Raw genomic sequence first — 13612 nt, 5'->3', positions numbered from 1 at the left:
TTATAAATTCTCAGCATATAATAAAATGATGATGGCTTTTACAGTGTCTCCTTCTTCTAAAATACGTTGTGCTAACCAATGCAATTGTTTTTTGTGTTCGGCGGTATTAGCACTTACTTTTTTAGCGAGCATTCTTAGTTCATCATCTTCGGCAATTGCTTCAATAGCTGATTGAGAAGGCAAGGCTTCTAAATTTCCTAATCGGCCTAAATTATTTCCGGTAAGTATTTCACTTTCTTGAATACCTTTTGGTAGTGCATCAATACCAATGCCTTTGGTACGAATAGGCTTCGGTATTTCAAATAAGGAATCTCCATTGGAGCGCGTGTACCAACTTCCACCCATACGGCCAACTAAGTCTAATTTTTTAGTATCTAATTGATTATCTGTGTAATAGTATTGGTTAATATGGATTTTTTCCACGTTACACAGAATAAGATTTCCAGCACCAGGGGTATCGGCCAATTCGATTATCTCTGTGACCGAACATTCAAAAGCAACAGGTGCCTCACCAACTCTTGGGGGCGTTACAATTTCACTCGCAACTTCAGTAAACCCAGCTTTTACGAATTCATTAACTCCCTTTTCATAGGCAGTACTTGATAACGACATTTGCTCCACCATTGCATGATTTACAATATTTATAACCACTTCAGGTACTTCTTTTACATTCTTATGCGAATGCTTTAAAGAATTATCATGACCACTTCGAGCAGGTGAAAAAACCAATATTGGAGGATTGGAGCTGAATACATTAAAATAACTGAACGGACTTAAATTTACATTTCCGGCCTTATCAATAGTACTTGCAAAGCATATTGGCCTTGGCGCCACAGCAGTTAAGAGAATACTGTGTAACTCTGGCTGTGAAATTTGGGTTGGATCTATTGTCTTTATCATTTGGCAGGAAGTATTTTTGCTGAAACTTCACCAAATCCAACTCTTTTTCCATCTTTTTCAGCAAAGCCTCTCATAGTAACAGTATCACCATCATTAATAAATTTACGCTCGCTGCCATCTTTCATTTTTAACGGTTTGCTTCCCATCCATGCTAATTCTAACATAGAGCCATAAGAGTTTTCATCTTTACCTGAAATGGTGCCTGAACCATATAAATCACCAATATTGATATTACAACCATTGACCGTATGATGTGCTAACTGTTGTACCATGTTCCAATACATATATTTAAAATTAGAACGGCAAACCGTCTGTTCATCGCTTCCTTCAGGAGTAATGCCTACTTCTAAATTGATATCATAGTTTTTATTACCTTGATATTTTAAATAGGGAAGAACTTCAGGTTCTTGTTTTGGCCCTGAAACAGTAAAAGGTTCTAAAGCTTCTAGAGTTACTATCCAAGGAGAAATGTGGGAGGCGAAATTCTTTGCTAAGAAAGGTCCTAGTGGCACGTATTCCCATTTTTGAATATCGCGGGCCGACCAATCATTGAATAAAACCAATCCGAATATATAATCATCTGCTTGTTCTGTCGAAATTGTATCTCCCAGATTTGTGTTCTTTCCTGTGATAAAGCCCATTTCCAATTCAAAATCTACGCGTTGCGAGGGTCCAAAAATTGGTTGCTTTGAGTCATTGGGAATCGTTTGCCCCTTTGGTCTATGAACAGGTACTCCACTGACAACGATTGAACTTGCTCTACCATGGTACCCCACAGGAATATGTTTCCAATTTGGTAGTAAAGCATTTTCTGGGTCACGAAACATTTTACCAACATTAGTGGCATGCTCTATACTTGAATAGAAATCGGTGTAATCACCAACATAAACGGGCATATGCATTTGAGCATCGGACTGTTTTACAAAAAGTTCAGGTTTTCCTGCAAGAACAGAATGCTCATTTTCTAACCAAAGTTGAATATCACGTCGTACCTTTTTAGTAATACTTTTTCCAAGGGAAATAAAGTCATTTAAGGTCTCTTTTTCAAAAACTGCAGTATTGAAATCAAAGACATCTAATTCCGCAACAGCTGCCAAATCTAAAATATGGTCTCCAATAGCAACTCCAGCTCGTGGACTTCTTTCTTCTGTAGAGAATATTCCAAAGGGAATATTATGTATTGAAAAATCTGAGTTTTCTGGTATGTTTATTATCATTAAAGTTTAAGGTTTTATTCTATCCAAGATTTGTAATATTTGCCATCATCAATTTTCATAGCATTTTCAGTCAATTGCAATGGTTTAAAAGTGTCAATCATAACGGCTAATTCCTCAGTTTCTTTTTTGCCAATACTTGCTTCGTAAGTTCCTGGGTGCGGACCATGTGGAATTCCAGCAGGATGCAAAGAAATATAACCAGGGCCAATACCTGTTCTGCTCATAAAATCCCCGTCAACGTAGTATAACATTTCATCAGAGTCAATATTGCTGTGGTTATATGGTGCAGGGATTGACTTTGGATGGTAATCATACAATCGCGGACAAAACGAGCAAATCACAAAAGCACTAGTTTCGAAAGTTTGATGCATGGGTGGCGGCTGGTGCACGCGACCCGTTATGGGTTCAAAATTATGTATTGAAAATGCATATGGATAGTTGTAACCATCCCACCCTACGACGTCAAATGGATGGGAAGCGTATACCAAGTGATGAAGCATTCCTTGTTTTTTGATTTTCATTACAAACTCGCCTTTTTCATCATGGGTTTGTAAATCTTGTGGTAGTTTATAATCGCGCTCGCAAAAAGGAGAGTGTTCCAATAATTGACCAAACCAATTTCGGTAACGTTTAGGTGTATAAATAGGATGGAATGACTCCGCGTATAAAATACGATTATCCTCAGTATCAAATTCAACTTGATAAATCATTCCACGTGGAATAATCAAATAATCACCATATTCAAAAGGAATATTACCCAAAAATGTTTTGAGGGTTCCAGTACCTTTATGAATAAATAACATCTCATCGGCGTCAGAATTCTTATAAAAATAAGAAGTCATTGATTTTTTAGGTGCTGCCAATCCAATATGAATGTCATTATTCACTAACATTGACTCTCTCGACTCTAGAAAATCGTCTTTTGGTACCACATCAAAACCAATTAATTTTCTAGATTTAATATGTTTGGCCTCCGCTATTTTAGGATTTACATCAATTGCCTCTGTAATTTCCTTTACTTGGGTTGGACGATGGACATGATATAGCAAAGATGACATGCCATCAAAACCAATTGTGCCAAATAGCTGCTCATAATATAAACTACCATCGGGTTTGGTGAATTGGGTATGTCGCTTCTGTGGGAATTGCCCGAGTTTATGATAAATCGGCATTTTTTTTTAGTTTTTGAATTAGGAGTTATGAGTAAAACGATGTACGGCAAACTCTGTACTTATTACTCTGAACTCTAAACTTGATTAATGCAAAGTACCTCTTAACTCTTGCTCTAGCTCAATAGCTTCAAAGAGTGCTTTAAAGTTACCTTTTCCAAACGATTGTGCGCCTTTTCTTTGAATAATTTCGAAGAACATAGTGGGTCTTGGTTCAATAGGTCTAGTAAAAATCTGAAGTAAATACCCCTCATCATCACGGTCAACCAAAATCCCTAGCTCTTTTAATGGAGCAATATCTTCATCAATTTTACCAACTCGATCAGTAACTGCATCATAATAGGTATCGGGAATAGTTAAAAACTCAATACCACGGCTTTTTAAATCTCGAACGGTTTGTATAATATCATCTGTGGCAACTGCGATATGCTGTACACCCTCACCTTCGTAAAAATCTAAATACTCTTCTACTTGAGATTTTTTTGCACCTTCGGCTGGCTCATTAATAGGGAATTTTATCCTTCCATTGCCATTACTCATTACCTTACTCATAAGAGCAGTATACTCGGTGGAAATATCATTATCGTCAAAAGATAGAATATTGACGAAACCCATTACCTTTTCGTAAAAATCCACCCAATAATTCATACGATCCCAACCTACGTTACCAACCATATGGTCAACATATTTGAGTCCCGTTGGAGTGGGGTTAAAATCAGGTGTTTCCCAAGCTTCATAACCAGGTAGAAAAGTGCCCTTGTAGTCTTTTCGTTCTACAAAAATATGAACTGTTTCTCCGTAAGTGTAAATACCTGCTCGAACTACTTTTCCGTTCTCATCTTCTTCAGAAATAGGTTCCATATATGATTTTGCGCCTTTAGAAACTGCGGTTTCATAAGCATAAGTTGCATCATCTACCCAAAGGGCTACAACTTTTACACCATCGCCATGTTTGTCAATATGTTTGCCAATTTCTGTGCCGCTTTTAAGAGGAGAAGTTAACACCAGTCGAATTTTATCTTGAATGACAACATAACTTTCGCGGTCTTTTAAACCGGTTTGCAAACCAGCATAGGCAAAAGATTGAAAACCAAATGCAGTTTTATAAAAATGGGCTGCTTGCTTTGAATTGCCCACATACAACTCCAAATAATCTGTGCCATTGATGGGCATAAAATCTTTTGCATTATCATGTAATTTGGGCAAAATAATCGTTTCCATTTTATGTGATTTTAAATCGTTTTGATAATTATTGTTGTTAATGCAACAAAAATAAGTATTTTTGGAATACCAAAGAGTGTTTAAATTAAATTTGAAACAAAAAAATGTCATTTCGAGCGGATGCGAGAAATCTAAAATTGAGATTTCTCAATCGCTTAGCTCATTTCTAAATGACAATAATTGGCTATGCTTCATCAAATTGACGAAATTTCTGGAATAGGGTTGCACTTAGACTTAGTATTAAGAAAAGTGCAAGATGCTTATTTACGAAAGTTTCAAGAGTTGCAGTTGGATCTTACCATAGAGCAGTGGGTTATACTATATCGTATTTATCAAATGGGAGAGGACGCTTCGCAGTCAGATATTGTAAAATCTAATTTTAGGAATAGGGCGACTACGTCTAGAGTAATCGGTAAACTAGAAAATAAAAGTTGGATTACTAAAACGCGATTTGAAGGCGATTTAAAACGATTTAAGTTAGAGCTTACGTTTGAAGGAAAAGAAATCATTGCTTTGATTGAACCCAATGCTAATCTACTTAGAAGCCAGGCTATTAAGGGTTTGGATGTTTTAGAATTTGAGGTTTTTTTAAAAGTTCTGGATCAAATTGGCGAAAACTACTCGGATATCTAAGTGAGCCTTAGTTAAAAGATGCTATCTTACTTCTTTGATATCCTAGGCGATGTGCCCTGGCTTCAAGCCTTTTTAAGCTATCAATTTTAATAGGTTTGCTATATATTTTCCAACTCGTTGAAGTTTTATTCTTTTCGTCTATAAAACGATAGCCTACTGATGCTCCATTTGTGGCGCAATTTATTTTGAGTAAGCCATTTAAATATTCAAAATTTGGTTTCTGAGTTTTAGGCTGAATTCCTTGAGGCCAAAAAGACTCAATTAATTCTTGTTCAGTTCTTAGTCCTTTGTCATTTATGTTTGTTACCCATGTTTCCAAGACTTTTTTCAATTCAGAAAGTTTGGTTTTGTGATCGGCACTCTCCGCCAGATTATTTAATTCAAAGGGGTCATTAATGATATCGTATAGTTCTTCTTTAGGTTTTGGTTGATGAAACCATAAAGCCTGCTCTGGTGTAAGTTGATGGTTCTCTTTAAGAAATAATAACTCTTGCATAATCGGCATCTGCTTTCTATAGGCCACGTCTGTGTATAAAGGTTTACTTGGTTCATAGTTCTTAATATATTTGAACTGTTTATCACGTACAGAGCGGATTTTATCTGAAAACTCATCAAACCGGTCAGCCGCTCCAAAAACATATTGTGGCTCTTCTTCCCGAATATAACTCCCTAAAAAAGCAGTACCCTGCATGTGTTTTGGTAAATTAATTTTAACCAAAGAGAGCATGGTCGGGGCCAAATCAATAAAGCTGATCATTCGGTCATCACGCTGTCCTGCAAATTCTGCGCTTGGAAACCTTATAATCATTGGAACTTTAGTACCGCTATCATAGAGCATACGTTTTTGCCTTGGTAATGGTCCTCCATGATCCGTATACCAAACGACAATGGTACTATCTAGCAAGCCATCTTCTTCTAGTTCGTAAAGTATTTTGCCAACCTTAGTATCCATCTCTAAGATGTTTGAATACATTCTTCGAACATCTTTTCTTCCGATTTTTGTATCCGGTAAATAAGGTGGAACAGGCACTTCTAAATCTTTATCTACCAAGAGGGAATCTTTTGCTTTCGCCCAAATTTGTGATTCGTGGGTAACTCCAATATTAAATATCGAAAAAAAGGGCTTGTTTTTTGGTCGGTTTCGCCAATGCCCTGTTTTACTGCTTTCGTCCCATGAAGTCATTGTTCTTACAAACTGGTAATCTTCTTTACTGTTATTCGTACAATAATAACCTGAGGCACGAAGGTATTCTGTAAACATTTTGACTTCTGCTGGAGGAACTGCTTCGTAGGGAATATTTCCATCAGGTAATGCTTTATACGAATTAATGGCCTCTTTAGTCATGGAATCATTAAACCACGGCCCCGTGCGCATATGGCTCGCACCAATACTATTGGCATACATTCCTGTGATAATAGCTGCTCTGGCTGGTGCGCATACCGGATGGGGGCTAAAGAAATTATCATAGCATACCCCTTCTTTTGCTAATCTATTAAGTGTTGGTGTAACGATGGAACTATCTCCAAAAGCTGGAACATTTGGGCTTTGGTCTTCCGCGACTATCCATAAAATATTTGGTTGAAACTCGAGCTGAGGGTTACGTATTTTAGAAATTTTATTTTGGGACAATGTCCTGTCCGCTTTTTTACATCCAGAGAGGGCCAAGACTACGAATAAAAAGAGCAAAAAATGTTTCAAAACGTTTTTAATAAATATAAGAAAACTTAAAATGTTAGCCCATCATTTTAAATGAGGCTTTGACCCAATTCTAAACATAATTATCTTAAGGACTTCTTAAAAATTAGACTTTGGGGTAAAATAGCATAGAAATCGGAAAAATATGTTGTTTTAAGAGGGTTCTGATTAGTAGAATTTTGTATAGTAATTAATTGAAAATTATTTCAATATGAAAAAGTTAAAACATTACCCAAGTGTTTGGCAGGCTGCTCCATTTTCAATGGAAATGTTTGCGCATTTTGAACAAGAAGCAAGATTGAGAAATCAAGAGAATCAAATAGAAAGACAAAAGATAAAAAAAGAGAGAAAACCAAAGTTTAGGTTAGCCTTTGGTTGGTAACAAAAAACGAACAATTGTATATGAAAGGCACCTGGTAAGGTGCCTTTTTTGATTTTAATGTGCCTCTAGCCAATTTTCGCCAACCCCAACTTCAACATCTAAAGGAACGGCCATTTTATAAGCGTTTTCCATTTCAGACTTGATAAGGTGTTTCATTTCTTCTAATTCGGGCTTGTAGCAATCAAAAACCAGTTCATCATGTACTTGTAGTAACATTTTGGTTTTATAATCACCCTCAGCTAATTTTTTATGGATGTTTATCATTGCAATTTTAATGATATCCGCAGCACTTCCTTGTATGGGGGCGTTTACAGCGTTTCGTTCTGCTGCCCCACGTACCACTTGGTTTCCTGCATTGATATCCTTTAAATATCTACGACGCCCTAAAACGGTCTGAACATAACCATTATCACGAGCAAAATCTACTTGCTCGCTCATATAGTTACGAAGCTTTGGATATGTTTTGTAATAGGTTTCAATAAGCTCCTTGGATTCCGCTCGGGTTAAATCGGTTTGATTGCTCAATCCAAAGGCCGAAACACCATAAATGATTCCGAAATTCACCGTTTTTGCATTGCTCCGTTGCTCTCGTGTAACTTCTTCTATAGGCACATTAAATACTTTTGAAGCAGTAGAAGCATGAATGTCCATTCCGTTTTTAAATGCCTCAATCATGGTATCTTCTTCGCTTAAGGCTGCAATGATCCGCAATTCTATTTGAGAATAATCAGCCGCCAATAATACATAATTTTCATCTCGCGGTACAAATGCTTTTCTAACCTGTCGCCCGCGTTCGGTTCGTATTGGGATGTTTTGCAAATTGGGATTGTTACTGCTCAATCTGCCTGTAGCTGCAACGGTTTGCATATAATCGGTATGTACACGACCAGATTTAGTCTCAATCTGCTCTGGCAAGGCATCAACATAAGTGCTTTTAAGTTTTGTAAGACCACGATAGTTCAGAACATTTTGAATGATATCATGATCTTTGGCCAAATAAGACAGCACATCTTCCGCGGTGGAATATTGTCCTGTTTTTGTCTTTTTGGGTTTATCTACGAGCTTCATTTTATCAAAAAGAATTTCACCTAATTGTTTTGGAGAACCAATGTTGAAAGTTGTACCTGCGGCATCATAAATACCCTGTTCAAGGTTTTTAATATCGCTTTCTAAATCTTCCGAAAGGGAGTTTAGAAACTCTTTATCCAGGTTTATTCCTTCAGTTTCCATGTCTGCTAAAACGCGTAGTAAAGGCACTTCAATATCTTCAAACAATTTCTCTGTTTTTGCTTCAGCAAGTTCTGGTCTAAAATGTTTTGCCAGTTGCCAGGTTACATCAGCGTCTTCAACGGCATATTCCGTTTGTTTTTCTAATGGAACATCGCGAATACTCAATTGGTTCTTTCCTTTTTTGCCAATAAGTTCAGTTATAGAAACTGGGGTATAATTCAAGTATGTTTCTGATAGTACATCCATATTATGGCGCATATCTGGGTTGATAAGATAATGTGCCAACATGGTATCAAAAAGTTTGCCTTTTACCAGAATGCCATGATTCTGCATGACCTTGACGTCATACTTTAGGTTTTGACCAATTTTTTCTATGGTTTCTGATGCAAAGAAGGGGCGGAGCAGTTCAATCAATTCGGTTGCCTTATCTTTTTCTTCCGGAAAAGGGATATAAAAACCCTTTCCAGCTTCCCAACTAAAAGCAATACCGACCAGTTCTGCTTTCAAAGGATTTATGGAAGTGGTTTCTGTATCAAAACAGACCGATGATTGTTGCATCAGTTTTTTGAGAAATAATTCTGTTGCCAAGCCTGGTTGAATAAGCTGATAGAAATGTGAAACTTCGCCGATTTTATTTCTACTATTTACATCTTTAATCGTTGAAGGAGCCTCAGAAGGGTCACCGCCAAATAACGAGAATTGGCCGCTACCGGCCGCACTAGATTCTTTCTTCGGAGCTTGTCTAACAGTTTCTTCTGATGAAACCTCAACTTCTTCAGAAAATATTTTGATAAACTGTTCTTTTAATCTTCTAAATTCAAGTTCTTCAAAAATCTCTTGAACTTTAGCAGAATCTGGCTCACACATTTCATAATCATCGGCTTTAAAAGTAACATCACAATCTAGCTTGATTTCTGCTAGCTTTCGTGATAACCGGCCCAGCTCAGCATTTTCTTCTACCTTTTCTTTCATTTTTCCCTTAAGCTGGTCGGTATTGGCTAAAAGTCCTTCCATATCGCCAAATTGCTCCAAGAATTTTTTGGCAGTTTTATCGCCAACCCCTGGTAGTCCAGGAATATTATCACTGGCATCACCCATCATGCCTAAATAGTCAATTACTTGCTCAGGTCGCTCTACGCCAAAGCGTTTTTGGATTTCGGGAATACCCCATATTTCAATACCATTACCCATACGAGCAGGGCGATACATGAAAATATTTTCTGAGACCAATTGTCCAAAATCTTTGTCAGGGGTCACCATAAAGACCTTGTAATTTTCTTTTTCGGCCTGTTTTGCAATCGTGCCAATTAAATCATCCGCTTCGTAGCCAGGCAATTCTACAATTGGAATTTTTAATGCCTTTAAAATGTCTTGAATATAAGGCACTGCAATTTTTATGGCATCAGGTGTTTCGTCTCTATTGGCTTTATACTCCTCAAAAAGCTCCGTGCGCTCCACACTACCTCCTTTGTCAAAAGCTACAGCTAAATAATCTGGATTCTCACGCTTGATGACATCAAAAAGAGAATTTACAAAACCCATGATGGCACTTGTATCCATGCCTTTAGAATTGATTCGAGGATTTTTTATCAACGCATAATAACCACGAAAAATTAAAGCATAGGCGTCAAGAAGAAAAAGTCTTTTTTGGTCAGGCATTATCTAAAAATTTGAAATAAAAATAGGGTTATGAAAGGTAGGAATTTGATTCTATATTATCATGTCCTTTTTCAGAATATACACGATAACTAAACCCTGGATGGATACAATACCCGCCAGTTTCTCCATTTTTATTGATTGCGATATATCCCACTTGAATATCTTTATAATTGGGGTCATTTTTGATGATACGATTGACTGCCTCTTTACAAGCCTCTTGTGGCGATCGACCCTGCCGAATCAATTCTACAACCAAAAAACTACCCACTGTTTTAACAATTTCTTCTCCTTGGCCTGTTGCCGTAGCGCCTCCAATTTCATTGTCCACAAAAAGACCAGAGCCAATAACTGGAGAATCACCGACACGTCCAGCCATTTTATAGGCCATTCCACTGGTTGTGCAGGCGCCAGAAATATCTCCATTTTCATCAATTGCCAACATGCCAATAGTATCATGATTTTCAATATTGATAACAGGAGCATACTTAGCTTCTTTTTTCCATTCCAGCCACTCAGTTTTTGATTTTTCGGTCAATAGATTTTCTTTGGGAAAACCTTTTTCATAAGCAAACTGCTCCGCTCCTTTTCCTGCCAGCATCACATGAGGAGTGTCTTCCATTACCTTACGAGCTACTGAAACGGCATGAGTGATATTTTGCATGTAAACAACGGCGCCACAATTTCCTTTGGAGTCCATAATACAGGCATCTAAGGTAACGTTGCCATCACGGTCTGGTCGTCCACCTTTACCTACGGATTGGTTATTGACATCCGCTTCTTCCATTTTGACGCCAGCTTCCACGGCATCAAGGGCGTTTCCGCCTTTTTCTAAAACCTGCCATGCTTTGGCAGTAGAATTGGGAACATTCCACGTGGCAATTACAATTGGTTTTAATGAGGCTTGAACAATAGTGCTAACCTCTTTTCTATCTTCTGTTTTACATGAAGTGAGAACAGGAGCTGAAAGAAGCCCTACCGTAGTAAGTCCCGATTTTTTGAGGAAATTTCGTCTTTGCATGGATGGGTTGTTTAATTTTAATCTAGATTAAATATAATAATATGCTTCTTGAAGTTTGTTGTAATTCACTAGAATCTGCGCTGAACGCCGAAAAGGCCGGTGCTGATCGAATTGAACTATGTTCTGAATTGGGTGTTGGCGGTATAACCCCTTCATATGGTTTAATTAAATTGGTAAAACAAAGATTAGAAATTCCAATACATGTTTTGCTTCGACCCCGTAGCGGCCATTTTACCTATTCAGATACTGAGTTTGAAGTTTTACTTAGCAATATTGAGGTTTGTAAAGAAATAGGAATTGATGGGATTGTTTCTGGAGCACTAAATGCAAATAATCTTTTGGATATACATAAGACAAGACAATTGGTTGAAAAAACAAAGTCATTCCATTTTACATTTCACCGGGCTTTCGACTGGATTCCTAATCAGCAAAAAGCCCTAGAAATGTTAGAGGAAATAGGGGTAGATACGATACTTACATCAGGTGCCCAGCTAACCGCTGAAAAAGGATTGGAGCACTTAAAAGAATTAAATGATTGGTCGACTTCCGTTACGATAATGCCTGGAAGTGGGGTTAACTTTGAAAATGTAATGAATTTTAAAGAAGCAGGTTTTAAAGCTATACATTGCTCGGGGACCACATTTACGAATGAAGTCGCTATTCAAGATAAAATTTCTATGAATTCTCAAAGGCATTTGGTAGAAAATGAAATAGCCGTAACAAATGATCGTATTGTTCGTCAGATAGTTCAAGTAATTAAATGATGATGATAAGTAAAAATTACTTGTCACTTTAAACAAATACCTTTACAAAAAATTAGTTATGGCTCGGTTTCTCACCATTCTTTCTATTCTGTATATCATCTTAGCAATTTATGGTTTTCAGGGCTACAAAACCTTATTTAAGAGCTCTTGGGTTCAAATTTTATATGCTGTTCTATTCTTTTCTGCATGGATAAACTTGGTCATCAGGGTACTTAATTATGCGCCAGGTGATGGAGTGCGAGGGGCCATTTCAATTGCTGGAGGTATATTTTTTTCATTCTTTCTGCTAGCACTGTTTTTAGGTTTTTTCTTGTTATTAGAAGACGTGGTGAGACTTTTTACTTTAGGATATCATAAAGTAGTAGGTCTATCTGAAAGCAATACTAAATACTTTCCTTCAAGAAGGAAATTTATTAGTGCTATTGGATTGGGCATAGCGGCCCTGCCCTTTGGTGCCTTGCTGTATGGAATGTATAAGGGAAAATACAATTATAAGGTGCTCAAATATGAGTTGGAATTTGATGACTTGCCAGAGGCCTTTAATGGTTATCAAATAACACAAATCTCCGATGTGCACAGCGGTAGTTTTGACAATCACGAAAAAGTAACCTATGGTATTGATTTGGTTAATAAGCAACAAAGTGATGTCATTTTGTTTACTGGAGATTTAGTCAATGATAAGGCTATTGAAATGGAGCCTTGGAAAGGTGTTTTCTCCAAATTAGAGGCTAAGGATGGTGTTTTCTCTATATTAGGAAATCATGATTATGGCGATTACACGCAGTGGGAAAGTGAAGCAGCAAAAGCACAGAATCTGATTGATTTAAAAAACTTGCAAAAAGAGATTGGCTTTGACTTGATTCTTGATTCGCATCGTTATTTGGAGCGTAATGGGCAGAAAATTGCCTTGGTTGGAGTTGAAAATTGGGGTAGAGGGGGTTTTAAAAAAGCTGGAGACCTAGAACGTGCAAAAGTCGGGATTGCAAAAGAAGACTTTAAAATTTTAATGAGTCACGACCCATCGCATTGGGAAGATGTCGTTGTCAATGATGATTACCATTTTCATTTGACTTTAAGTGGGCATACACATGGGATGCAGTTTGGGGTAGAAATTCCTGGATGGATTAAATGGAGTCCTGTAAAATGGCGTTATAAATATTGGGCAGGAATTTATAAAGAAATGGACCAATACATAAACGTTAACCGCGGGTTTGGTTTTATAGGTTATCCGGGACGTGTTGGAATCTGGCCAGAAATTTCAGTCATTACCTTAAAAAAGAAAGGTTTAACGTGAATTTAACCCAAATCAGTTGTGTAAAGGCTTGACTTGATGTATTACTTTAACATTTTTTCTTACTTTTGACATGTAAAATAACCTATTTACAATGTCGAAATTTGGCGAACTTATTGACTTAACCATTCCAGTATTGTTAGACTTCTATGCGGACTGGAACGAACAATCAACTTCAATGCATGCTGTGTTAAGAGATGTAGCCGCAGCACTTGGCGACAAAGGCAAGGTCATTAAAATTGATGTTGACAAAAACAAAGAGCTTTCTCAAGCCCTGCGAATCAAGGGCTTGCCTACCCTAATGATTTACAAAAAAGGAGAAATGGTTTGGCGTCAAAGCGGAGAGCAAGATGCTAATACCTTAATCGGTATTCTTAACGAATATACCTAGTATTTGGCTCCCATCCAGATAATGTGATTTATCACTTTTGA

12 protein-coding genes are annotated in these 13612 nt (G+C 37.3%); 5 read left to right on the top strand and 7 right to left on the bottom strand.

What is annotated here, in order from left to right; all coding sequences use genetic code 11:
* The 4 genes from RM706_RS01600 to hppD form a co-directional block, all read right to left on the bottom strand.
* Window positions 1-900, bottom strand: coding sequence for a flavin reductase family protein (locus tag RM706_RS01600; RefSeq protein WP_311349269.1), 900 nt, complete (start codon window positions 898-900; stop codon window positions 1-3).
* Window positions 897-2117 carry a fumarylacetoacetase gene (gene fahA / locus RM706_RS01595; protein ID WP_311349268.1) on the bottom strand — a complete coding sequence of 407 codons (1221 nt, stop codon included), beginning with the start codon at window positions 2115-2117 and terminating at the stop codon, window positions 897-899. Before fahA ends, RM706_RS01600 begins: the two co-directional genes overlap by 4 nt.
* 14 nt (window positions 2118-2131) lie before the next feature.
* Window positions 2132-3289, bottom strand: a complete 1158-nt coding sequence (locus tag RM706_RS01590) for a homogentisate 1,2-dioxygenase (protein ID WP_311349267.1) — start codon at window positions 3287-3289, stop codon at window positions 2132-2134.
* Between the two features lie 84 nt (window positions 3290-3373).
* Window positions 3374-4507 carry a 4-hydroxyphenylpyruvate dioxygenase gene (gene hppD, locus RM706_RS01585; protein WP_311349266.1) on the bottom strand — a complete coding sequence of 378 codons (1134 nt, stop codon included), beginning with the start codon at window positions 4505-4507 and terminating at the stop codon, window positions 3374-3376.
* A 186-nt stretch (window positions 4508-4693) separates the two neighbouring features.
* Here hppD and RM706_RS01580 point away from each other — a divergent pair, with 186 nt between their 5' ends.
* Window positions 4694-5140 carry a MarR family winged helix-turn-helix transcriptional regulator gene (locus RM706_RS01580; protein WP_311349265.1) on the top strand — a complete coding sequence of 149 codons (447 nt, stop codon included), beginning with the start codon at window positions 4694-4696 and terminating at the stop codon, window positions 5138-5140.
* Between the two features lie 7 nt (window positions 5141-5147).
* Here RM706_RS01580 and RM706_RS01575 read toward each other — a convergent pair whose 3' ends face one another.
* Window positions 5148-6839: a sulfatase family protein gene (locus RM706_RS01575; protein ID WP_311349264.1), complete on the bottom strand. Its 1692-nt coding sequence runs from the start codon at window positions 6837-6839 to the stop codon at window positions 5148-5150.
* A gap of 208 nt (window positions 6840-7047) precedes the next feature.
* Between RM706_RS01575 and RM706_RS01570 the strand changes: the two genes are divergently transcribed.
* Entirely contained in the window at window positions 7048-7218 is a 171-nt protein-coding gene (locus RM706_RS01570) for a hypothetical protein (protein ID WP_311349263.1), read from the top strand.
* Window positions 7219-7272: 54 nt separating this feature from the next.
* Here the strand turns inward: RM706_RS01570 and polA are convergent, their stop codons facing one another.
* Together polA and RM706_RS01560 are read right to left on the bottom strand one after the other, a co-directional pair.
* Window positions 7273-10107, bottom strand: coding sequence for a DNA polymerase I (gene polA, locus RM706_RS01565; protein ID WP_311349262.1), 2835 nt, complete (start codon window positions 10105-10107; stop codon window positions 7273-7275).
* A gap of 28 nt (window positions 10108-10135) precedes the next feature.
* The gene (locus RM706_RS01560) at window positions 10136-11125 is read right to left on the bottom strand and encodes an isoaspartyl peptidase/L-asparaginase family protein (protein ID WP_311349261.1); all 990 of its coding nucleotides are present in this window, start codon (window positions 11123-11125) and stop codon (window positions 10136-10138) included.
* Window positions 11126-11166: 41 nt separating this feature from the next.
* On the opposite strand from RM706_RS01560, the gene RM706_RS01555 reads away from it, so the two are divergent.
* The 3 genes from RM706_RS01555 (at window position 11167) to RM706_RS01545 (ending at window position 13571) form a co-directional block, all read left to right on the top strand.
* On the top strand, window positions 11167-11889 hold the full coding sequence (locus tag RM706_RS01555) for a copper homeostasis protein CutC (RefSeq protein ID WP_311349260.1): 723 nt from the start codon (window positions 11167-11169) through the stop codon (window positions 11887-11889).
* Between the two features lie 58 nt (window positions 11890-11947).
* On the top strand, window positions 11948-13183 hold the full coding sequence (locus RM706_RS01550; RefSeq protein ID WP_311349259.1) for a metallophosphoesterase: 1236 nt from the start codon (window positions 11948-11950) through the stop codon (window positions 13181-13183).
* A gap of 91 nt (window positions 13184-13274) precedes the next feature.
* Window positions 13275-13571 carry a thioredoxin family protein gene (locus tag RM706_RS01545; RefSeq protein WP_311349258.1) on the top strand — a complete coding sequence of 99 codons (297 nt, stop codon included), beginning with the start codon at window positions 13275-13277 and terminating at the stop codon, window positions 13569-13571.
* Window positions 13572-13612 lie beyond the last annotated feature (41 nt).

The organism is Croceitalea rosinachiae (assembly GCF_031846445.1).
Lineage (GTDB): Bacteria > Bacteroidota > Bacteroidia > Flavobacteriales > Flavobacteriaceae > Croceitalea > Croceitalea rosinachiae.
The sequence above is the reverse complement of the archived record's forward strand: the minus strand, read 5'-3'. Positions and strand labels throughout refer to the sequence as shown.

Bases quoted from the DNA above. Each gene is read 5' to 3' on its own strand.
- fahA (WP_311349268.1), bottom strand. From the start codon at position 2,117: ATGATAATAAACATACCAGAAAACTCAGATTTTTCAATACATAATATT.
- RM706_RS01590 (WP_311349267.1), bottom strand. From the start codon at position 3,289: ATGCCGATTTATCATAAACTCGGGCAATTCCCACAGAAGCGACATACC.
- RM706_RS01580 (WP_311349265.1), top strand. From the start codon at position 4,694: ATGCTTCATCAAATTGACGAAATTTCTGGAATAGGGTTGCACTTAGAC.
- polA (WP_311349262.1), bottom strand. From the start codon at position 10,107: ATGCCTGACCAAAAAAGACTTTTTCTTCTTGACGCCTATGCTTTAATT.
- RM706_RS01570 (WP_311349263.1), top strand. From the start codon at position 7,048: ATGAAAAAGTTAAAACATTACCCAAGTGTTTGGCAGGCTGCTCCATTT.
- hppD (WP_311349266.1), bottom strand. From the start codon at position 4,507: ATGGAAACGATTATTTTGCCCAAATTACATGATAATGCAAAAGATTTT.
- RM706_RS01545 (WP_311349258.1), top strand. From the start codon at position 13,275: ATGTCGAAATTTGGCGAACTTATTGACTTAACCATTCCAGTATTGTTA.
- RM706_RS01555 (WP_311349260.1), top strand. From the start codon at position 11,167: ATGCTTCTTGAAGTTTGTTGTAATTCACTAGAATCTGCGCTGAACGCC.
- RM706_RS01560 (WP_311349261.1), bottom strand. From the start codon at position 11,125: ATGCAAAGACGAAATTTCCTCAAAAAATCGGGACTTACTACGGTAGGG.
- RM706_RS01550 (WP_311349259.1), top strand. From the start codon at position 11,948: ATGGCTCGGTTTCTCACCATTCTTTCTATTCTGTATATCATCTTAGCA.
- RM706_RS01600 (WP_311349269.1), bottom strand. From the start codon at position 900: ATGATAAAGACAATAGATCCAACCCAAATTTCACAGCCAGAGTTACAC.